14 protein-coding genes are annotated in these 24162 nt (G+C 46.0%); all 14 read right to left on the reverse strand.

Annotated features, from left to right (window positions below; all coding sequences use genetic code 11):
* Window positions 1–18: 18 nt before the first annotated feature.
* Window positions 19–2217 carry an alpha-galactosidase gene (locus J7I42_RS18930; protein WP_209140412.1) on the reverse strand — a complete coding sequence of 733 codons (2199 nt, stop codon included), beginning with the start codon at window positions 2215–2217 and terminating at the stop codon, window positions 19–21.
* A gap of 19 nt (window positions 2218–2236) precedes the next feature.
* Window positions 2237–4210: a sialate O-acetylesterase gene (locus J7I42_RS18935; protein WP_209140413.1), complete on the reverse strand. Its 1974-nt coding sequence runs from the start codon at window positions 4208–4210 to the stop codon at window positions 2237–2239.
* A 238-nt stretch (window positions 4211–4448) separates the two neighbouring features.
* A complete protein-coding gene (locus J7I42_RS18940; protein ID WP_209140414.1) occupies window positions 4449–6803 on the reverse strand; it encodes a glycoside hydrolase family 95 protein in 2355 nt (784 codons plus the stop codon).
* A 23-nt stretch (window positions 6804–6826) separates the two neighbouring features.
* The gene (locus J7I42_RS18945) at window positions 6827–8044 is read right to left on the reverse strand and encodes a DUF4998 domain-containing protein (RefSeq protein WP_209140415.1); all 1218 of its coding nucleotides are present in this window, start codon (window positions 8042–8044) and stop codon (window positions 6827–6829) included.
* Window positions 8045–8086: 42 nt separating this feature from the next.
* Entirely contained in the window at window positions 8087–9271 is a 1185-nt protein-coding gene (locus tag J7I42_RS18950; RefSeq protein ID WP_209140416.1) for a DUF4959 domain-containing protein, read from the reverse strand.
* A 41-nt stretch (window positions 9272–9312) separates the two neighbouring features.
* Entirely contained in the window at window positions 9313–11241 is a 1929-nt protein-coding gene (locus J7I42_RS18955; protein WP_209140417.1) for a RagB/SusD family nutrient uptake outer membrane protein, read from the reverse strand.
* A gap of 42 nt (window positions 11242–11283) precedes the next feature.
* A complete protein-coding gene (locus J7I42_RS18960; RefSeq protein ID WP_209140418.1) occupies window positions 11284–14499 on the reverse strand; it encodes a SusC/RagA family TonB-linked outer membrane protein in 3216 nt (1071 codons plus the stop codon).
* A 153-nt stretch (window positions 14500–14652) separates the two neighbouring features.
* On the reverse strand, window positions 14653–16665 hold the full coding sequence (locus tag J7I42_RS18965; protein ID WP_209140419.1) for an alpha-amylase family protein: 2013 nt from the start codon (window positions 16663–16665) through the stop codon (window positions 14653–14655).
* A gap of 39 nt (window positions 16666–16704) precedes the next feature.
* Entirely contained in the window at window positions 16705–18291 is a 1587-nt protein-coding gene (locus J7I42_RS18970; protein WP_209140420.1) for a solute:sodium symporter family transporter, read from the reverse strand.
* A gap of 14 nt (window positions 18292–18305) precedes the next feature.
* Window positions 18306–19322: a GntR family transcriptional regulator gene (locus tag J7I42_RS18975; RefSeq protein ID WP_209140421.1), complete on the reverse strand. Its 1017-nt coding sequence runs from the start codon at window positions 19320–19322 to the stop codon at window positions 18306–18308.
* A 259-nt stretch (window positions 19323–19581) separates the two neighbouring features.
* Window positions 19582–19995: a hypothetical protein gene (locus tag J7I42_RS18980; protein WP_209140422.1), complete on the reverse strand. Its 414-nt coding sequence runs from the start codon at window positions 19993–19995 to the stop codon at window positions 19582–19584.
* Between the two features lie 137 nt (window positions 19996–20132).
* Window positions 20133–21722, reverse strand: a complete 1590-nt coding sequence (locus J7I42_RS18985) for an MFS transporter (RefSeq protein ID WP_209140423.1) — start codon at window positions 21720–21722, stop codon at window positions 20133–20135.
* Window positions 21715–22779: an HlyD family secretion protein gene (locus J7I42_RS18990; RefSeq protein ID WP_209140424.1), complete on the reverse strand. Its 1065-nt coding sequence runs from the start codon at window positions 22777–22779 to the stop codon at window positions 21715–21717. Before J7I42_RS18990 ends, J7I42_RS18985 begins: the two co-directional genes overlap by 8 nt.
* 2 nt (window positions 22780–22781) lie before the next feature.
* Window positions 22782–24101, reverse strand: a complete 1320-nt coding sequence (locus J7I42_RS18995; protein ID WP_209140425.1) for a TolC family protein — start codon at window positions 24099–24101, stop codon at window positions 22782–22784.
* Between the last annotated feature and the right edge of the window lie 61 nt (window positions 24102–24162).

Genomic DNA, 24162 nt, shown 5'->3' on the forward strand with positions numbered 1-24162 from the left:
CAACCGGATTTTTATCTCCTACTCCACTGCCTTTAACTCCAATACCACACTGGCCCGGCGTGCTTTTACATCAGGGTTGTATCCAACTGTCATCAAAAATTCACCTGAATATGTTTTATCGGCAATGGTTGACTTAGTACCAGGATACAGGTTCAATTCCTTCAGCTGATAGCGTTTTTTCGGATCGAGGCCCTTCATTCGAACAGGCCGCTCACTGCCCGCACCGTAACGGTCGCTCACTAAATAATTAAAGACAATCCCGGCATTCTTTTCTCCATTCAAATACAGCACGGCAGCTACTGAATTATCCCGTGGGTCCTGCAATCGGTATTGATCACCCTGCCAAATGATTGGCTTGAAGGCATTATACGTTTTTAACGCATCCTGACAGAACCGGAGATCATTTGCATTCAGTTTGCTTACCACAATATCAAAACCCAGCTTACCCATCATGGCTACATCTGTTCTGTATTTGATAGGTTGTTTGCCCCAATCGGTCACATGGTTCGATGTGCTGATGGCCGGATAGAAATAAGAATATTCCCATTGCATAAAAATGCGTTCCAACGGGTCTGTATTATCACTGGGCCAGAACTCGGTAAAGTATTGCAGGGCCGCATAATCAACGCGTCCACCCCCACCCGAGCATAACATCATGGGTACAGTTGGATATTTCTTTCTTATCTTTTGCAACACACTGTACAATCCCTGTACATACTGTAAATAAAAATGGGCCTGATTGGTCAAATGGGCCGAATATGCATGGTATATAACAGCATTACAATCCCATTTTATATACGCCAGGTTAGGGTTCCTGGTAAACAGGTTATCGATCACATTAAATACAAAATCCTGCACCTGCGGATTGGTGAGATCGAGCACCAACTGGTTCCTGAAATAATATTCCGGCCGCTTGGGTTGCTTCACCACCCAGTCGGGATGTTTCTCATACAATTCACTTTTTGGGTTCACCATTTCGGGTTCTACCCAAATCCCAAATTTTACCTCATTAGCCTGCGCCTCACTTACCAACGAGGCAATGCCATTGGGCAGCTTCGACTTATTTTCCTGCCAGTCGCCTAATCCGGCATGATCGTCATTACGCGGATATTTATTGGCAAACCAGCCATCATCGAGCAGGAACAGATCAACACCCAGCTCTTTGGTATCTTTCAACAACGCTTTTAACTTCGTTTCATTGAAATCAAAATAGGTGCTCTCCCAGTTGTTCAACAACGTAAGACGGTTTCCCTTTCCATCAAGTAGTTTATAGTTACGCGCCCAGGCTTGCAATTGACGGCTGGCTTCGCCTTTTCCTTTATGCGACAACACCGTTAAAAATGCAGGGGTAGTAAATACTTCACCCGGTTGTAAGCTATACGGCGAAGCATGGTTGTTCACTCCGGCAATGATGCGCAGGTTATCCTGGTTATCGAGTTCGAGATCGATCTTGAAATTACCGCTCCATTCCAGCGCGCCATACAACACATCGCCTTCATCTTCGGTGGCAGGTTTGTTCAGCGACACCATAAATACCGGCGGTTGAAACAGATCGGCCCGGGTACCCAGTTTTGAATCGAGTGTTTTTATGCCATGAGTAAGCCGGTTTTCCTCGGGTTGCATTTCTTTGGCCCAGTCGCCATGATACTGACGCAACCAGAAACTTTCTGCTTTCAGGTACAAATTAGCAGACGCAAACTTTTGCAACACCACATTGCCCTTCTCGTTATGCCTGATCTCACTCCACTGTTCGGTTACATCTTCCTTGAAAAACGTTTTATAAAACAACTTTACTTCAAAATCATACACAGGATCTTTCATTACGATGGTAACAAGCGAAGTATTGTCATCCAGCTTTTTTGTGTCGTGCTTTACATATTGCAGATCAAGCGAAGTATTGCCATCGGCATGGGCTACGGTGATGGCAGGCTCAAACAAATTGCGCGAGCCCGATGAAGCATACGCCGCATTCGAAACCCCGGTATATTCCTTAGTTTGCCTGTACATGGCCGAAATGGATTCGTATTCTTTATTATCGGTCAGCCTGGCCCCCAGATAAATAATGCCCAGGTTGTTGCTGGCATTGGTTTGTAACACCAACGCATTATGTTGTGTTTCCAGGGGTATGGTCACGTTTTGAGAAAACACATCCTGCTGTAAAAAAGTAAATAAGGTAATGGCTGCTATTCCTATCAAACTGCGCGTATTCTTTTGCATGTAACAGATTAAAGGTTTTTTATTTTTGCGTAAGTGGTGGTGCATATTTGTTTTCAGCTGTAATTGATCTCCAGTTGTCGGTACGGAAGGGTGCTGCCGGCAATCCTGCACCATTAAACAGATTGGCCTTGCTATCGTCATCGGCCCAGGCATAACGCACAGCCACGGGGGTGGTTACTTCCGGCGCGGAAACCATAACAGCAGTGCCTGCAATGGCTGCTTTGGCCGGATAAAAATGCTGGTCGGCGCCCGCTACTTCAAATCCGGTCACTTCGTTGTTGACCCCCATTAATCCTTTATCGGTGTTTGTAAACTGTATAGTAACGCTGTTGCCATTCACCTGCATATTCTTGTACACCGGCCCTGAAGCAACGCCTTGTTTACCGTATGTTTTTTGTAACGCCAGTAAAGCCAGGCGCTTACCTACATCCTGTTTGTTATGGGGATGAATATCGCCGGGCTCCCCGATATCAATAGTAACGACCATCCCGGTATTAGGCAAGGTGGTGGCCATAGCCTGCGCCTCCCGCAATTCAGCCCAGTTGCTGCCCTTGTTGCTATTACCATTGGCACTATTAAAACTGGTAAGCTGTACAAAATAAAATGGCATGGCAGGTTGTTTCCAGCGCATGCGCCAGTCGTTAATAAGCAATGGCATTGCTTTGCGGTATTCATAGGCGCGACCGGCATTATTTTCACCCTGGTACCAAATGGCGCCCTTAATGGCCATTTTTATGATCGGACTGATCATCCCATTGTACAATACACTGGGATAATCATTTGGGCCAATACCTTTGCTTGTTTGCATAGATTCAATGCGGAACTTCCATGAACCGGCTAACGAGATTTTCCTGCCGTCAATCGTCAGGGCACAATCATCCGTTTCACCATAGATACCACCGCCACCACCGGTATCCTGTACCCGAACAGCAATTATATTTTTTCCTTTCTTCAGCAGGGAACCGGGTATGTTATACACTCGCTTAATATTATACCCCTCTGTTGCCCCCACCTGTACACCGTTTACGTAAGTAACATCATTATCATCGATCATAGCCAGTTGCAACATGACTGGCTTACCGGCATCGGCTTCCTCTACATTGATCTCTTTTCTATACCAGATAACACCATCGAACTTCGGTCCGGGCAATTGGCTCTCCCATACTTCAGGCACATGCATCGGACGCCATTTACTATCATCCAGATCAACCGATGGCCATTGCTTTATGGTTGCGGTATCAATATTATTTAATTGCAACGACTCCAGGTAGACTTGCATTTGCTGGTCTTTCAGGGCAGTTAATTCGGCGGTGCTTTTTTCCGGCGTTATTGCTGTAAGCCAGTTGTAATAAGGTTCACTTTCAAACCCCTTTCGACTGATCCAGCTTTCTATATCGGTACCGCCCCAGGTAGAGTTGATAAGCCCGATAGGAACATGCAGCTGTTGGTTCAGGGCTCTTCCAAAGAAGTAGCCTACTGCTGAAAAGGGCGGAATGTTTTGCGGATTGCAGGTTTGCCAGGCGCCGCCTTTCACCTCCTCGATCGGTTTGCCCTGTACATTTTTTTCTACTGTAAATAACCGGATGGAGGGATAATTGGCTGCGGCAATTTCCTGGTCAGCATTTACTACCTGCGACCAGCCTTTCACCGGCATTTCCATGTTCGACTGGCCGGCGCATACCCATACATCGCCCATCAGGATGCCATGCAGCGTGATAGTTGTTTTTCCCTTTACCTGCAGGTCATAAGGCCCACCTGCTTGCTCTGGTGCCATTACGGCTTGCCAATTACCATTTGCATCGGCCTTTACTGATCTTTGCTGTTGATGAAATTGTACTGTTATGGTCTCAGCTGGTGCAGCCCAGCCCCACACGCTCAATGGCGCATTCCGTTGAAGCACCATGCTGTCGCCAAAGATTGTTGGTAACTTAACCTGGGCAGCTAAGTTCAATGCAAGAAGCATTTGTGAGCAAAAGACAATCGTTTTTATCATGATGCATTTCGTTTTTCGGCAATCGGCAATCGTGAATCGGCAAACGTGAATCGGCAAATGCCCTAATTGCGGAATCCTGGCCTTAATCGGTCTGAACTAGTACGGCATCTCGCCTGCGGCTCGGCACCCAAACCCAAAACTCAATAACCTAATAACTTAAGCACTTATTAACTTCCCCTCCATCATCCCTATCAACTATTTCAACTTGCCTTCCTGGCTACCTGATCAACTGGTCAACCTACTTCTTACTTCCAACTTCCGCGTCTTTCAAAGTTCCATTGAGCATCACTTTAACCACCTGCTTCTTCGGAGAATAAAGCTTATACCCGGTAACAACTCCATCCTTCCAACTAAAATCAACGGTAATATTTCCTCTCGCTTTCATCCCCTTCACCGATCCTCCCCCTTTCCATTCATTGGGAATAGCAGGCAGTAAATTGATATATCCCTCATGACTTTGCAATAACATTTCGGCAATACCGGCGCCTGCCCCAAAGTTACCATCGATCTGGAATGGCGGACCGGCAGATAATAAATTCGGGTATACTCCGCCGCCAGCACCGTAATTGATCCCTGTTTTACGGGTTGGTTTCATGATCTCGCGGAACAGTTTGTAAGCACGGTTGCCATCGTGCAGCCGGGCCCAGAACAATTGTTTATAGGCGATGGACCAACTGGGCCCATCATCACCGCGCACATTCAGTGATCGCTTACAGGCTTCAGCCAACTCAGGCGTTTGCGAAGGAGTGATCAGGCTAGCCGGGTACAACCCATACAAATGCGAAATGTGCCGGTGCTGCGGGTCGGTTTCCTTATAATCTTTTAACCATTCCATCACCCGGCCATCGGCCGCGACCTGCGCCACCGGTGGTATCTGCTTCAACTTTTCTTTCAATTCTTTTCTGAACGGCTCATCTATAGCCAATTGTTCCGAGGCGATGATCACATTGTTGAACAGTTCTCGAATGATCTGGTTATCGATAGTGGCGCCCAGACAAATGCTGGCAGATTTGCCGCTGTTGCCGGACATATAAAAAGAATTTTCCGGGGAAGAGGAAGGGGCCGTGACCAGCCATCCGGTTTCCGGGTCTTTAATAAGTATATCGGAATAAAATAAGGCACTTCCTTTCAGCACCGGATAGATCTTTTTCAGGTAAGTGATGTCGTTAGAAAAAGCATAGTGGTCCCACAGATTGTTACACAGCCAACCCGAACCTGCTTTGGTAACACCCCAGGAAGCGCTTTCGCCTGGTTCGGTAAACAGCCAGGGATTGGTGATCACATGTGCTACCCACCCCTTTGCATTATAATAGGCTTTAGCGGTACGTTCACCATGTGGGCCCATTTCCCCCACCAGGTCTGCCAGTGGCAGATTCAGCTCTGATAGGTTGGCCGGTTCAACGCCCCAGTGATTCATTTGCACATTTACATCAAGGTGGTAATCCCCATTCCAGGGTGTATGCACCTCATGCGCCCACAACCCCTGTAAATTGGGCGGTAATAGACCAACCCGGGTACTGCTGATAGAAAGGTATCGGCTATACTGATAAAACAGCACCGTTAACCGGTTATCGGGTGTGGTGGCATTATAAAACTTCTCCAGCCGTTGGTCAGTAGGCAATTCGTCAGCACCGGATGAACCCAGATCAACCTGTAACCGGTTGAACAGCTTACCATAATTGCTTACATGTTTTTTCTTCTCCGCATCATATGCAACCAGCATGGCGTTATCAAGCAATTGCTGCACATGCTGCCGATATGCCGCATCCTTAAAACTGGTTTTAGCAGAAAAGAACAGCACGGCTTCCGTGGCATTTTTTACCACCAGTTTGTTGTTGACAGTTGATAGGCTGCCCCCTATTAGTTTTACCGACACTAAAGCGGCATATTGCATTCCTTTTCCATTGGTGCCATTCTCCAGTTGACCGGCAATTTCCAGTCTGTTGCCGGTAACCGTAACCGATGCTTTTTCTTCCCGCGACAGTGATACCTCAACATTCAATTTACCGGCCTCGCTGGCGGTCAGTTTAACAATGCCCACGTCGTTACCAAAACTGGTGAAGTACTCTCTTTTATAAGTAACATCGCCCACTTTATAAGAACAGGTGGCCAAGGCATTATGGAGCGATAACTGTCTGCTGTAATTGGTTACCGGAACATTGGCAGTACCATCATAGTTAAAGGCAATGCCCAAACGGCCCAGGGTTTGATAACAGCCAAAGGGCTCGGCACCAGACCCCTTACCGGTACAAATGAAATCTTTATCGATCAGCGCCTGCGCCTCATCATTCTTTCCGGCAAGCAGCAGTTGCTGTATTTCCGGCAGTTTTTTGTTCGCCTCATAGTTATTGGCATCCTGGGGCGCACCAGACCACAGCGTAATATCATTAAGAACAATATTCTCCTGCATTACGCCCCCATCGGGCATCATACCCAGCCGGCCATTACCCAGCGGCAGGGTCTCTTCCCATTGCGCCGCCGGCTTATCATACCACAAACGCAATTCTTTGTTTGTTTGCGCCTGCGCATTGCCTACAACCAATAACAGTAATAAAGATAGTTTCCCAATACGGATTGTGCTGCTGTTGTACATCAGGATGGTATTGAAAACAAAACTTATTTTATGTATAATCGTAAACTGTTGAAGCGCATGGCTTCGCCATCATCCGCCATATCCAGTACCAATCCCAACGAAAGCGTGGTTTGCTGGGTTAATGTAAATGTACTTATTACTCTTGAACCATTGTCTACTCTTTTATAGGAAATAGCGCTGCCAAGGTTACTAACGTCTGGCAATCCGTTGGCGCCAGGTGCAGCTATCAGATAGGTGTCATTTTTAGATCCTGCATACCACCAATCAACCTCCCCTTCATAACTGTAGTTCCCGGGTGGCAAAGTACATACCTGGTATATTTTTCCATTGGCAATGGCTGGCGCGCCCCATCCTGCTTCAAAATATATTTTAGCATCATTTGATTTATCAGTACCGCCATACCAGGCGCCATTAACATTATGATTCAAGACGGCATCATTGCTGATCCAATCACGCAAGGTAGCCCAGCGATTGCCGTCATTGGCTTTATTAGCTACAGGATGAATGTTATTTAATAAAGTTACTTCTGTAAAAGCAGGGAGCGTCTTAGCCGTCACAGTAAAAGTATCTATCCCTACTCGTTCGGGCAGGTATAGCGTATTATATGTAATGGGTCTATAAACACTAACACCGGGCACTATGGCAACCTGGTCTTTTAATTTTACCGGAATAACCGTATCGCGTACATTATCATTGGCATCGTAATACCGAACATGCATACCCAGTACGTTCACATAAGCATCTACATCGGCCAGGGTGATCTGCGCCGCACCCTCTTTGGTAAAGATCGAATTAAATACCGCCCGGTTGCCCCGCTCATTTACGGAGGCCTGGAAATTGGCGCCATAAACATTACCCGTAATGGTCATGGGTATCGACCGGTTGCCTTTATCGTCGTACGTACGAATAGTAAAAGTTTTGGGGCCTTCAGGTAAATTAGGGATGATCTGTTTTATGGTATCTATTTTCTCCTTGCGCACAATGGACGTTTCCAGGGAATCAAGTCCATCGTTCCAGTACACCCGAAATTTAGTTATATTGGGAAGACCAGCCAATAAACCCGTGATCATAACCCGGCCATTTCCCGGGATCACCTTTAATGAATCAAAAGTTGCCGGATACACGATCTCTCCGCCTTCAGCAAACTTTTTGTAATCATCCATCTTTTTGCACGAAACCACCATGCCGCCCAATAAAGCGATCAACAACACTAATCGTATGCTGATAATATATTGTTTCATGAACTTGATTTTAGCTTTTAAAAAATAAACACACTAGCGCTGTTAATTGGTTTTCCACATCGACATATTCTGGATCTCAATAAAGTAAGACCCCATCCAGTTTTGTAAACATTTCAACCGCAGGTATTGATAGGGCGGTGTATCCTCATCAAAGTCAAAGGTAAACCCGGTGCTCGCCGCCACATTATCAGCATTGTTTTCCGTCCCTAATGGCAAACCGCTTGGTTTTACTACTTCACAGGTAAGTATTTTTGTCCATTTACTCCAGTCGCCATCGTGTGTAGGATTGTTGGAGCCATATATTTCAAAACGGCGCGGGCTTCCTTTTGAATACCACAAAGCGCCTTCTTTGCGGGTAAGCAGGTTGAACCGGGTTAATTTAACCGGCGAAGTACCCACACTCCAAGTAAAGGTGGTGGCCACACCAGAGCTTTCATCGGTGTATAAACAGGGCCATTCGTTACTCATCAATCCTTTCCACATCAGATCAACTGTGGTACCCCACGACATTTTTGTATCATTATCACACTGATAAACGGAATAGTCGTTTTTATTGATGATCAATTCCTGTAAAGGTGTAAGCGTGGCATACAACGTATCAGTATGGTTCAGCCAACGGTCGCGAACGCACAATGCAAATTTCTTTTGAACCGGTGTAAGGCCTCTTATGCTTACGCCAATGGCCGAGTCGCTGGTGTAGATATTGTCAAGGCTTTTCCATTCACCCGTGTTCATAGAATCGACCAGGGGCACAATTACTACATCGCCTTTATAGGGGTTTAGCGAACGTACTCTTATCCCACCTGCCGTAGCCCGAACGGTGAGGTTGCGGTATACCAGTTGAATATGCGACACCAATGGTTGCACCTGTACTTCAACCGAGTCACCTGCTGTTTCACTTCTGTTTACGGCGTACAACTGAATGGAATGTTTCAGGGTATCGGCAAAACCATCCACCCGCAGCTGATTGGAATAAAAAGAAGATTTCACCTCCCGTCGTGTACCGTTTGGCAAGGTGTATACTGCTTTTATATACAACAGATCTTCATCGCCGGGCAACGCATAAGAGATCGTTGCGGCCCCATGCTCATTTTTCACAATCACGTTACTCACTTTACCGGGCGTACCGCCACCGCCCGGCGTTATACCATTCACATCTTCTTTTTTGCAACTCCATACTCCTGTCAGGAGTAGCAGCGCAGCTATTACTAATGTGTGTCTTTTCATATCTAATAATTTGGCAAGCCTGTTTTTGTTTAAGGAAGATTTTACCAGCCAGGGTTTTGTACCAGATTTTCATTTACAACCATATTCGCTTCCCTGATCGGCCACAGATAATCACGTGGTACCACAAACCGCATGGTATAATACGTGGTTGGAATGTAAAACAGTTCAGGATGATCGGCTGTACCGGATCGATCCCACCCAGTAATATTCGCGTTGAGCAGGGTGCCTGCCAGTTTCCAGCGACGCAGGTCCCAGAACCGGCTTCCCTCAAATGCCATTTCAATATTGCGCTCATTGCGAATGATGGTGCGTAACCCGTCTTTTGTCAAATAGGCGCCGGGGTTAGTAGAGAAATTGGTCCAGCTGTCCTGAATGGTAGGCAGCCCGGCCCTGTTCCTGATCATGTTCACATATTTGTAAACTTCAGCCGACGGACCGTTCGCCTCATTTGCAGCCTCAGCATACAATAGGTATAGATCTGCCAGGCGCATGGTAGGAAATGGATAGTCTTCGATCTGACTATTGTTATTGCCTGTATAGGCGAATTTCCAGTTCACCAGTTTCTTGGGATAATAGGTAGTAATGGTAACGGCTACCCCGCTGCCATACTGTCCTAGTTTCAATTGGGCGCTCCAGGTATTTTCATCGGTATGGCTGGGACTGTTTTGCATGTACCAGGTACCGCCATCAAAACCAAGATCTGCATAAAAACGTGGTTCGCGATCGTAATTCAGCCGGGCTGTTCTATAGCCTTCTACAATATTGAAACGTTCATCATGCGTAGCTGTTCTCAATTGGTTAGCACTGGAAAAGTCAAGTGTTTTATCTTCTGTAATGGGAACACCGTTCCTGGAATAGAACTGCCGAACCACCTGCATGGTGGGCCCGAGTGTACCATAGATGCTGGAGTTACCTGAGTTGGCAGGGTCAATGTGCGCCATGGAGGAGTACTGCAATTGCCAGGTAGAAGAATTGGAGTTGGCCCAGATCCATTCCTGGTTCCATTTTTCACAAACCGCATTGCGCACGCTCATTTGGGTAACGGTACCATCGGTAAGCGGGAAACCCGTTGTATTGTTAAATTTATAAAGATAGATCCCCGCCTGCTCACAGGCCTTTATAGCATCTGCTGCTGCCTGGGCAGCGCGTTGCCACTTCTCTGCACTATAAGTTGTGGAGATCAGTTGCACACCACTTTTGTCCTTAAAATTGTTGTAATCAGTATTGCCATTGAACAGCGGACTGGCGCCATATACCAGTACGCGGGCTTTCATGCTTTTGGCAATAGCCATTGTAATGCGGCCCAATTCGGTGGAAGGTGTTAACAAGGTCACTGGTAAACGGGTGCAGGCTGAATCGATCAAACCGGCAATATAATTCACTACGGTGTCAACCGGTTGCCGTTTAACTTTTGTTTCTTCCAGCGGTGCAGTTACGGGAATGTTTTTATCCGTAATGGGAATGGGCCCATACTGGCGCATCAGCAGAAAATGGTAATATGCTTTCAGGAACATCACCTCCCCTAACCACCGGGTGCGTTCGTCGATGGTGAGATCAGGCACCTTTGTGAGGTCCGACACATTTTCGATGAAGGTATTACAGGTACGGATGCCAACGAACAAACCTTTATACTTTACGTGATCGAAATCATCGCCATCCCACAGGTTCACATAAGGGCGTACTACGTTCTGGTTGCCACGGGCTACATTCCAGTTGGTGGCAGTTAAGCTGGCAGGCGGATAGGCCAGCCAGAATTCATCACCACCCTGGTACGCAATATTGCTTACCGGGTCGCCGTCATTGGGCAAAAAGGAATAACAAGTGGCCAGGTATTTTTCCGTTTCAGAACGCATGGTAAAAGCGTTGTCAAGCGTGGCCACGTTATCGGGCACCACATCCAGAAAATTCTTTTTACACGAACACACGGTGATCACCAGGATCAAAACCGGTATATAATAGCTTGTTTTCATTGTTTGCTGTTTCAAAAAGTGAATCAATACAATGCGCAGTTCTTAGAATCCGAAATTGATCCCCAGGTTGTATACTGCCTGTACAGGATAACCTAACCCTTTACCACCCATTTCAGGATCCCACAGTTTGAATTTGCTGAAGGCAAACAGGTTCTGTCCATTGGCATAGATCCTTAAATTGTGGAAACCAATTCGGTTAAGCAGTTTGCGTGGCACGGCATAACCTATTTCCACTGTTTTCAACCGCAGGAAAGCGCCATTGCGTAACCACCAGTTGGAATTCTGGGAATTGTTGTCGTTGAACTGCCCATCGAGCCGTGGCCAAAAAGCATGCAGATCCTGCTTTTCCTCCGACCAGTGACTGTCGGCTATGGCTGTCAGTAAGCCATTCTGCGAACCGCCATTCAACACAAAAGGTGCGACATTATATGGATTGATAAAGAAAGAGACCCTTGCATTACCCTGGAAGAAAGTATTAAGATCAAATCCTTTATACCCGAATGAAATACCAAAACCATAGGTGATCTCGGGTACAGTAGGATGGCCAAGCGGTACCGCATCAAGGCTGGTGATCTGTCCGTCGCCATTGATATCGCGGTATTTGATATCACCGCCCATGGGTGGGTTACCGCCAAAACTCTGTACCGGTGATTTGCGGGCTTCCGCATCATCTACAAACAATCTTTCTGCCACCAGTCCATACTCCTGTTTCAACGATCTACCAACACGGGAGAGGTATTGTAATTCGGCCGGATATTTTGGTTCTTCATTAATGCGGAATTTGCTGGTTGCATAAGTGAAGTTGGCGCGGGTTTGTACCCACATCGACTTATTGAGGTCTTTGGTATAGTTGACCGCTACATCCACCCCCTGGCTTTCAGCTTCGCCTACATTGGCCTGAATACCCGCTTCCAAACCCATGGTAGTGGGGATCGTGTATCTTCCCATCAAAATGTTGGAACGAATAGAATGGAACCCATCTACTACTACACCGATGCCATTGCGGAAGTTAAGGTCCATACCGTAGTTGGCGGTCTTTGCTTTTTCCCAGGTAATGTCGGAATTGGCGTACCGGTAGATGGCATACCCTGGGATGAACCGAGTCTGATTGACACCAAAGTGATAACTGTTGTCGCCGCTATTGGGATTGACATTGGATAAGTAAAAGAAGCGGTCCCAGGCATAACCGATCTGATCGTTACCAACCAAACCATAGGTGCCACGGAACTTCAGGTTGGTGATCACGCTTTGCAAAGGTTCGAAGAATTTTTCATTCGATACGATCCAGCCCAACCCCGCTGAAGGGAAAAACCCATAACGATGACTGGCGGCAAAGCGTTCCGATCCGTTATACCCAAAATTAAGCTCTGCCAGATAGCGGTTTTCGTATGCATAGGTAAACCTGCCCGAAAGCCCCAGGTTCCTGGCCGGGAGAGAATTTTGCAGATCACCTCCATTGGCCGTGAGGAAATTTCTTAAAATGCCAATGAGCATGCCGGTTACGGCGTGTTTGTCGCCAAAGGTGCGGCTATAATCAGTAGCTATTTGAGCGTACGTAGTGGTATTCAACAACCGGTCACCAGGATTGTAGTTCAGGTACTCGGTACCCTGTCCCGGGTTCAGCGGTGTTAATACATTTAACTTGCCATTTGCATCGGGCATTAAAGTATAATAGAATGGACTGTACCGGCGGTTTACATTAAAGAATGCATAGCGTTGGGTGTATGCCATAAACCGGGTAGCCAATCCGGGTGTCACAAAATTCAGGCTCTGGTTCAATTCTAACTGGGCATTCACCGTAGAAGAGCTATACTGCTGAAAACCAGAGACCATGCTGGCATATGGGTTGTTGTACAGACTGGTAGTGTTACCTATAAAAGAGTTGCCAAAAATGGGGTGTTGCAGATAAGGTGCAAAAGAAGATGGATAAACCGAAGGGAACATAACCGGGTTGCTCCAGATGGCGCTGTTAAATACCGCCTTTCCACCGTTCACCCAGTTGCCTTCTTCATCACGGTAACCAATTGGACCATTGTAATCATCAAACTGGGCATAGGTCCTTACTACCGCTTTAGTGGTGGGGGTAATATTGATGTTGATATTTGACCGCACGCTGTAGTTACCCATTTTGATATTGCTGTTAAAACTGCTGTTGCTAACAGTTCTCAAAATACCGCGGTCGATATTATAAGTGCCGGCAATATAGTATTGCGCTGTTTTACCACCACCGCTCACATTCATATCCGTCTTATTATTGATGGTATAGTCTTTTATAAGCGCGTTGATCCAATTGTTATTGGGATAGCGCAATGGATCATCTCCCGCTTCGGTATGATCGATCTTGTTTTGTGTATAGGGCAATACACCAAGCGGGTCACGGGTTAGCACCGCTTCGTTTGCCAGCTTCATATACGTAATATTATCAGCGAATTTGAAGTTGCGGGTATTGGTTGATACAGGCATATCTAACCGTACCCCAAATCTGGCTTTCCCTTCTGCGCCACTTTTGGTGGTCACGAGAATTACGCCATTTGCACCGCGGGCGCCATATAAGGAGGAGGCTGCCGCATCTTTCAATACGGAGAATCCGGAAATATCATCGGGTTGTAAGCGGGCTAGGTCGTTGGTACTCGATTCCATCCCATCGATCAGGATCAGCGGGTCTACTTTACCGGCCCCGAAACTGCCCACCCCTCTGATAAAGAAGGAGGCATTATCGGCGCCCGGTTCCCCACTTTGCTGGTAAGCGATCATTCCGGAGACCCTGCCTGCCAGCATGGAGGTCAGGTTGCTGGTAGCCCCACGCAGTTCTTTTGGATTTATGGTGGTAATGGAAGCCACCATACTTTGCTTTTTCTGTTTCCCGTAAGCCACTACCACTACATCGGCTGTTGAATCCTCAGCCAGGGGCAGCAAAACAGTGACTGGTCTTCCTTTATGGGCGGTTACCTGTACCTGTTTGTACCCCACGAAGGAGATATCCAGTGTTACCTGGTCACCGGGAATATCGAGTGTAAAGCGGCCTTTTGAATCGGTGCTGGTTCCCTGACGGGTACCCCTGATCTGTACCGATACACCCGCCAGTACTTCTTTATGAGCACTGTCTAATACGGTACCCGAGATGGGCCCGTCTGCTTGCGCAAAGGAATCCACTGACAGCAACAGGAAGCCCGTAAATAAGGTGAAAAGAATTAAATAGCAAGATTGGTGTGCGAAGGCTGTACACCTCCACATACAGCAGGCAAATCGTTTAATCATATAAGCAGCGTTTGATTGGAATGACAAATGTGACCCATAGTTATATTACAGGCAGCCTATGCTACCTGTACTATACTATCCTATACTACTACAAATATAGAGTTTATTTGATTTGGTCAAAATAAATGGGGAACTTATTCTTCCCCACTTAGGTTAATAAGAATAAATCATTGCATCAGAAGGTGGTACAGTTAACTCAATTGTATCAGACCAATTTGTATTGTTGCCTGAGAAAAGTTCTGTTACCATAAGTTTTGTTGATGGGTCCAACCCAAAACGGGTCAATGACAAAGTATATTTGAGTGGGTTGTTGGTGAAATTAAAAACCGCCACGTAAGTTTTGATGCCCACTTTTTTTATAAATACGTTCACCCCTTTGTTACCGGTATTGGCATCAACGGGTCTGAAGCTGCGGCCATCTTTTATCACTTCCAGCAGTTGCTTATTTTGTAACAACCGCATGGCAGTTTTTGACCAGGGACCTTTTTCCGCATAATTGTCGCCAGTGATCAACGTACCTGTTACTAATGCAGAAGCCAATCGTGCCCGGTTAGCGCCTTCACTTTCCTTGTTGAACACTACATGATCAGCATCTACAAAATTATACAAATGGCTTTGCCACCAGCCATACCCTGTGCTGTTCAACGTATATTCAGTATTGTCAATAGCGCTGAACGCATCACAGGCAATACGGCGCATGTGCACATAATGAGCAGTGGCCATCGTCGGTGAAATGGCCGCATATATCAGCATTTTGTTATCCAGCACACTGTCGATAAATTTCATTCCCATATGATATGCCTGCATCCCAGTTGTTACTGCTGGATCATAAAAATGATCGCTTTCCAGGGCGCCATGTCCCAGGAAGTCGATCTTGATCATTTCAAAGCCTAATTTTTTAAAGTGATTCAAACACCAGGCAATTCTGGCTTTGGTACCGGGATGTGTAGGATCAAGGGCCAGGGCGCCATCCATGTCAACCGGCAGGCCGTTCTGGCGGGTCCAGGCCTGTGTATAACTGTAGGTGGATCCTTCCATCTTTCGATCTGACTTACCCCAATCAACAAACGGCGCCCAGTAAATACCGGGTTTGAACCCTTTGCTTTTACAGTAGGTCACAAATTCTTTTAGCTGTCTTATATCGCCATCGAGCCCGCCTTTTACCATATTGTCCCAGTAAGAATCGAGATCGATAAACAAGCTGCTATCGGCCGTACGAAACCCTTTACAGGAGTCACTGAAAAAATCAACTACGTCTTTGGCTTTACCGATCGTTAATTTGGTTTGCAGCGCCCCCCAGCTGTTCCAGCCAATGGGAGTGGGCTTTTCCCATTTTGCTATTCCTTGAGCTTTATTACCCTTGTTCGCAGCCGCATATTCTTCCATACCGTTTCGCCAATCGTCATATAGTCCGACCAATATATAGGGTGAAGTACAAATTGTATCGTCTTCTATGACCTTGCCATGAAAAATATTATCGTGGGTAATCTTGTTATCAGCCAGACCGCCAAAAGCAGTCAGCGCTGCTGATTTGGCATCAATGGCTTTTACTGTGATCCCGGTTTTCCATATATCATGTGACAAAGATCCAATTACCAGTCCCTGATAATTAACATTGTTATACAAAGCCAATACTTCACTACTTGTAAAATTGGCTTGCTGTATTGGTTGTGCATCAAAACGCGCCCACATATCATTGTCGAACGGCACGGCCAATGCGCGGTTATCACCCGTTGACTCCAATACTATCCGGGCTCCGGTAAGCGGAGAGCTATACCCAGCCGCAACATGCTTCCCCTCCACTATCAGCCTTGTGGTGAAATAATTTTTTCCAACCTCGGCACTAAATACTTGTTTTATATGCATATCATCGTGGTACCATTCAATAATACCGCCTGAATACTTAGAAGATTCAATTACCGCTCTACGTTTTCCCGGGCCTATTTCCGTGCTGGTTATCTCTTTTTCTCCTTTGTAAGTAAAGTAAGCACCGGTAATAACCAGTTTGCCATTGAACAACACATCCCAGGTACCACTGTTTAAATGATATTGTATTACATTGTTTTTCCCGAAAGGAATGTGCACCACAGAATCCTTTTCACCAACAGCCATTGCTGTAGTCGTTTTCAAACATAACCAGAACAATAAAAAGGGTATGAATCGCATGGTTGGGTGTTTTAAAGTGGTTACAAGGTTTATAATCTTTTATTGTGCAACACCAGCTTTTGAGAACAGGACGAAAGCTGCTGCCATAAGGATCAATAATATCAAAAAGAACCAGTGCCGGCTGCGCCACGGTTTCAGATCAACCACAGCCTGGTTATGTAAGGTATAAGGGGTGGTCATGGGTTTCCATTTGGCCACCACCAACATCAACACCACCGTTGCCACAAACAAAATAGCCACCACATGTAAATAATGTAAGGGCAGGTCAAATACCAGCTGGCTCAACATATACGTAACTATAAAAAAGATCAACCCAATGGTAGCCGCCGCCTCCGACACTTTTTTGGTAAGAAAACCCACGATCATTACGGTGAACACCGGTACGCTAAAAAAACTGGATACTTTCTGAATATAAGTATAGAACCCGCCATTGAACCGGCTGATAAATGGAGAAAAATACATGGCCACCACCGTAAGTGATAACTGAAAGATCCGCGCCGCTTTTACCAGTTCGCGGTCACCGGCATTTCTGCGCCATTGTTTGTACAGGTTCATAATAAACAAGGTTCCCGAACTATTGAGTCCCGCATTAAAGGTGCTGATGGCCGCGCCAAAAACAACAGCCGCAATAAAACCGGCTATTACAGGCGGCAATACATCGCCAATTAATTTGGGGAACACCGTGGCAGTATTGGTTAAATGCGGATACAAATGCACCGCAATCAACCCCGGTACATTCAGGAACAGGGGCGCTACCAGTTTACCAAAACAGGCCAGTGAAATACCTTTCTGTCCCTGCGACAAACTCCGGGCGGCCAGCGCCTGTTGCACAATGTATTGTTCCATGCCCCAGTAGTACAGGTTTATCAGGAACATACCCGTAAACAAGGTACTAAACGGAATAGCGTCGTGCGACCCGCCAATGGCATTCAGGTGTTCTTTTTTAGAAGCCAGGATAGTTTGTATTCCATGCACCACACTCCCCTGCCCCAGGTAACGTAATCCAAATGCAAGCAATAAAATGCCACCCACTACCAGGGCGGCCCCCTGCACCAGATCAGAAATAGTGATGGCTTTAAAACCACCCAATACCGTATAACAACAACCTATAATACCCACTCCTATTACCAACAACCAGATGGCCGCAAAATAAGAGATGCCCAGTGCTTCATCCACATGAAAAATACCATTGAGCGCCACCGCGCTTCCGTACAAAACGGTTGGTATTAAACTCACCACATAACTGGCCAGAAAGAAAATGGAGACAAACTTTTTTAACCGGGGACCAAATCTTTGGCCTAAAAAATCAGGCGTGGTAACAGCGCCCATTTTCAGATAGACAGGGAGGAAAAATTCTGCCACAATGATCATGGCCAGGATGGAGCTTATGCCCCAGGCCATTACCGACATATCGTTGGTATATACAAATTCATTCTCACCAATGAGCACATTACAACTCATGTTAGTGAGAAAAAGGGAAAAGCCTACCATCCAGAACCCCAGCGAGCGGTTACCCATAAAATAGGCCGCGGTGGTATTCAGGCGCATCTTCCTAGTATTATATATAGCGATCGCAGCAACCAAGGCCAGGAAAAGCAAAAAACAAACAAATCCAGTTATGTTCATAGGCTACAAACTCATCACAACGAATTACGCCTGATAAGTACGGTGGGTATTATTTCCCGGATCTTATTTCGCGTTAATACAAAATTGGCTGCCTTCTCCGCCATCATTTTAAAGTCGGCGGAATAAGTAGTGATGCCATCAAAGATGAGCTCCTTCACCACTTCATCGTTGTGCGACAAAATACCTACATCTTTCCCCGGCTTCAGTTTCTTCACTTTGCAGTCCTTCAACATACTCCACAGTTCGGTATTATTGATGGTAAAATGCACCTTGCCTTTCTCCAGACTGCCCGGAATATACTCGGCCCTGATCTCATGTTTTATCTTATGTGCCTTTACAAATTGTTTAAAGGCATGCAGTATTTCTATGGGCGTATCTGCGGCCGGACGATGATAGTAGATCATGCCATCGTACCGTTTAATGGTATCGGCCAGCTCCTCAAATACCCGATAGCTCGAGTGCTCAAACTCCTGCGCTATATAGGAATAATCACTGGCAAGCTTCTCATAGCGATCGATCATCAGGAATTTATCCAGCGGCAGTGTTTCCAAAATACCTGCGGTGCGTTTATGCGGAATCGGGGCCACTACATATAAGCCATAGCGTCCGCGAATACTCTGAATAGTACTTTCCAGTACATCAATATTATTATGATGAAAGAAAACATCAATTTGCACACTCTTACCCAGCTTCGACCGGAATATTTTGTAAAAAGTTTCCTGGAAGGCATCAAAGGCAAATAAAACCAGGGCTACTTTCAGGTGTTGTTTTACATCGCAATTGGAAACATAAAAACCCACGCGGTTCTTCGACTCCACAATACCCCGGTTTACCAGGTCCTTATAGGCTTTGGCAATGGTTTCCCGGGCAAACCCGAATTCGTTGATGAGGTTATTTACAGAAGGCAGCAGATCGCCCTGGGCGAGCGATTTGTTCTGGATGGCGTTGAGGATGCCGTTCACGAGCTGATCGTGTTTCGACAGGCCGCTCACCCCTTCCATTTCGTAGATCTCTTTAAATACATCGTTCATATGGCAATATGTGTAAGGAGCTGTCCTATTCTATACTATTCGATACCAAATGTAGGGAAAAGGGTTTACATGAAAAAACCCTCCCGAAAATTGGAGGGAGGGTTCCTTAACTATTGACTGGTTATTAAATTAATAGGTTATAAGAATTATAATGAGTCTAGCTATTAATCGGAGTTTGCCGTTTGCCGTCTGCCGTTTGCCGTTTGCCGTTTGCCGTTTGCCGTTTGCCGTTTCCTTTTTTTATCCGTACGGGGAGAGCTTATTGTTGGTCCCATTTACCGGTGAGGGTCACTTTCATGTCTTCATTCTCCACTTCCATATCCAGCGGAAAAATAATTTTATAGTCATCCATATTTACTTTACTGGAACCGATGAGCCCGGTTGAATCGCCCCAGAGTTGTACATAACAGGGCTGGCTGTATAATTTTAACTTAAACGCCGGATCAACCAACATGGTAGCAGGCAGCGGCAGGTTGGCCGGGTAACCCGATGTTATACCGATTACCTTTTGCGAATCAGCCCCATCAAGAAATTTGACCCGCAACAGTTCCTGCGGATACTGCAAGGGCCGGTGTTTTAAAAGAGTTACTGATTTTATCTTGAAGTCCTGCCCCTTTTTGTTGCAGCTGACTAGTATCGCTGTCAGCGCCAGGGCCGTTATTATATATTTCATGTTTTTCATTTTATCTTTGTTAACTGGTCAAGGTGGGTCACTCTTTCAGAGTGGCTCACCTTTTTTTGATCTCAAGGTGAGCCGCCCTCGAAGGGCGACCCACCTTACTCCTTAACATGGCGCAAGCCTTCTACTCCCTATGCCGGTGACAGCCTGCGCGACCGCAGGTATACTACCGTTTTGTTGAGTGAAGGGAAGATGGCTATCAGCAGCAGCACGGCTACCAGCATCAACGCCATCCATTCATAATAATCCATGGCGAAACGGATTTGCCCCTGTTTGGTTACCGCTTCCACCAATAATTTACGGCCACCCTTCAGGGCTTGTTTATGCGCCATTCCATGATGTAATAATTTACCCGACCGAACGGTCAATCCATGTAAAACAGCAGGGTCCACTTTGGTAAGATGGTCCTGGAACGCATTGTAATGCCGGCTCTTACTATACAACTCACAATAGTTGATCAGGGCGGCGCTTACACAAAACCCCAGGTAACCAGTGGCCAGACAAATAGAAGAAGCCGAAGGTCCCATCACGACCGGTACCGACGATACCGCATATACAATAGTGGGCGCCATGATCAACCCTACGCCCAACCCCTGAATAAACAACGGCAGGTAAAAATTATTTTCATTGGCCTCACTGTTGAAAATAAACCACATGCTCACATGAAAAAACAGCAACAACAGAAAACCTGGGCCCCACATAAAGCGGATATTCTTTTTCTGCAGGATCAAAGCACAGGAAATAATAACGCCAATTACCAGTCCAAGCAGGTTCGCGGTATTCACATAACTGATGTGCATGGGGTCCAGCCGCAAAACACCACCAAAAAAGTTATTGATGATATTGATCGCAAAGCGGCAGATAAAAAGAATAAAAAGCAGGAAGATGGCCATCCTGAAATTCTGGAACGAGAAAATACCGGGATGTACATACGGGCGTTTCATACTTTTTACCCGCAGTACATATAACAGCGTGGCGCCCATCATCGCCAGCACACTAAAAAGGATCCTTGGATCTTCCAGCCAGTAATATTCCTGTCCGTAAATGCACACATAAGCCAGTAACACCAGCATCAGCCCCCAGTACACAAAACTTTGCCAGTCGAGCTTATAAAGGGGGAAGCGTATATTCAACCGCACATTGTTCATGCTGATCATGATGGCACACAAACAAGGGAGGTAAGAGAATAATGCAACTTTATAAATTATATTGAAATTAAAAGCATCTATGAGATCGGCAGTAACCAGGTTGTTGAATGGCAGAATACAGATGAGCATGCCAAAGAACACCGAAAAGCTGATCTCGCGGGCCCGCTCGGTCCGCAGCCGGGTAAACATCAACGATAACGACAGGTTCACGGTACTGCTGAATAACATGCCCTGAAAGAACCGGATGGGAAACAGGAGATACAATTCATCTGTATGGTAACAAATGACAGTCGTAACTATTTCCAACATAGAAAAAACAACAAAATATTCCTTTGCAGCCAAATAAGTAAAGAACCGGCGCTCCAGGCTATAAAAAGCTACATAACCCGCATAAAACAATCCCACCGCAAATTGTATATCCGCAGGTTCGCTGCCATAAAACCCCGCTGCGGCATTGATATTGGCAAAGGGTAAAAAGAACAGCACCATGGTGGGCAGAATAAGCGAGAACAGGATGATCTTTATTGCCCAGCCCGGCACCCATTGCTTAAAGATGGGAATCCCGCTAACCATGGTGTTGTTTTTTGGGCGAATACACATTCACATTCATACCTACTTTCAGCACATCTATTTCTTTGCGATCGCCATCAACCCGGATACGCACCGGTACCCGTTGTACAATTTTTACATAATTACCGGTTGAGTTATCGGGTGGTAATAGAGAAAAGCTGGAGCCGGTGGCAGGCGACAGCGAAATGATGGTACCTTTAAATTCTTTATTGGGAAAAGCATCTGCGAGAATTTTCACCGTATCACCAATGTGTAGCTGTGCTATCTGGGTTTCTTTGAAATTCGCCACTACCCATTTGTCGGTTTCGTTATTCACTATAAAGGCCAGCACCTCTCCGGCGTCTATCATTTGTCCAACTTCCACGGTGCGGCGGCCCATTCTTCCATCATAAGAAGCAGTGATCACGGTATAATCCACATCCAGCTTATTGCGTTCGAGCAATGCTTTGAGGCGCGTTATTTCAGCCATTACCACAGACTTCTCGGCGCGGATATCTTCTACCTTGGACACAGCCGCATTAAAGGTCTCCTGTGAGGATTGGTAATCGCTGGTGCTTACATCAAGCGCCGCCTGGATCTCTTCCAGCTTTTGTTTGGTGGCCGATTCTTCTTTGTATAGATCCGTATATCGTTCGTAATCCAGCTTTTGTTTTACCACTTTTGCCTCATTGGCCTTTATCTGCGCCTTCACCGCTTCGGCATTCCGTTCCAGGGTATGGGTATTACTTTCCAGCACCTGTAACTGGGCTTCCGATTTTTGAATGGCGGCAACTGTTTGTGCCACCTGTAATTTATATTCGCGGTTGTCTATAATGAGTAAGGTATCCCCTTTTTTTACCGGCTGATTCTCCTCGAATTTTACAGCTACGATGAACCCGCCTGCCCGGGAAATAACAGGATTCACATATTCCTGTACCTGCGCGTCGTTGGTTTGTTCAAATTTATAATAGCCATACAAAGTGATGCCGCCCCAGATGGCTAACCCCAAGATGGTGAGCACAGCTATCCAGCCTGTAACTTTTGTAATGATGCGGTCGGTGACCGTATACTTCTTTTTCATCTTTAAAGAACTCCGATTGTATTTTGTAGTAAGTAGAATTTATCCTGTGCCACTATACGGGCGGAAGCCAGTTCAAAACGGGTGCGCAATAATTGAACATCTGCATCGAGCAGATCAGTGATCAGCGCTGTTTGTTTAAAATAATTATTCTTGATGATGCGGGCATTTTCTTCGGCCTGCGCAACATCGTCTGTTGCCACCTGGATCTGCACCAGCGATTCTTTATAACGAAGGAAAGCTTCCCATACCTGCTGGCGCACTTTATCTTCCGTATCATGGTGCATCACCTCTTCTTTCTCCAATTCCAGTTTTGCCGCTCTTACTTTGTGTGTATTATGATAAAGTGCCGATACAGGCAGGGAAACTCTAATGCCCGTTACACCTAAGGAGTACCAGGCGGGGTTGTAGGGGAATAAAAATATTTGTGGGTTGGCATAATAGAACTCGCCATACATACCCACTTTGGGCATTACATTTGACTTTACCTTTTTCAGGTTTGTTTTACTAAGCTCCGTTTGTTGTTCTGAAATATGATAGCTAAAAGAATGTTCAAGAGCGGTTGTCAGGTATTTGTTGTAATTATCCTGCGCTGCAACGCCTGGTTCAAATATGGCTGGCTGAATAATGCGGTTATCAGGTTCGCCTATAAGGATATTCAGCTTTTGCGTGGCAATAAGGATATCGTTCTCAATGGTCACCAACGTCATTTTTCGTTTCGACAGGTCCAGCTCAACACGCAGCACATCACTTTTAAGCACCGTACCATTTTTCTGCATGGCTTTGATCTCTTTTAATTGCTTTTCCTGGTCGGCAATATCGCTGGTAATAAGATCGCGAAAAATGAGGGACTTCTGCAGATCCAGGTACAGCGTGCTTGTTTTATACCGGATGTTTGATCTGGTTTCTTCATTTTTGATCTCGGCAATCCGCTGCAACAGCTTGTTCTCCTCGAGCTTCAGGTTTAATTTATTGCCATTATAAATGTTAAGATAGAAATCAGTACCAAACTTATACAGGGTATGAATAACCTCGTGTTGTTGCGTAACAGGAGCAAAGATGCCTTTCTCGTATATGGCCAGGTTGGAAGCCTTTTCGGCACTACCGGTGACCCCTACTTCGGGTAATCGTTCAAGGCGGGTGTCCTTTACTTCTTCATCCGCAATGTTCAGCGCTTTTTGAGTGATCTCCATCTGGCGGCTATGAGCCTCGGCCTTTTGCCAGGCTTCATCCAAACTCATGCGCAGGGTGTCGATAGGTTGTGCTTCGGCTGCGTACTGCACTAAAAGTACGCTTGCGATAATCAGACGCTTAAAGTAATACATAATTCGGGGGCAAAATTATACAGCAAACGGCTTTGTCATTTCACCTAAGTAGCCATTCTTT

The sequence above is a fragment of the Niastella soli genome (assembly GCF_017742245.1).
Classification (GTDB): domain Bacteria; phylum Bacteroidota; class Bacteroidia; order Chitinophagales; family Chitinophagaceae; genus Niastella; species Niastella soli.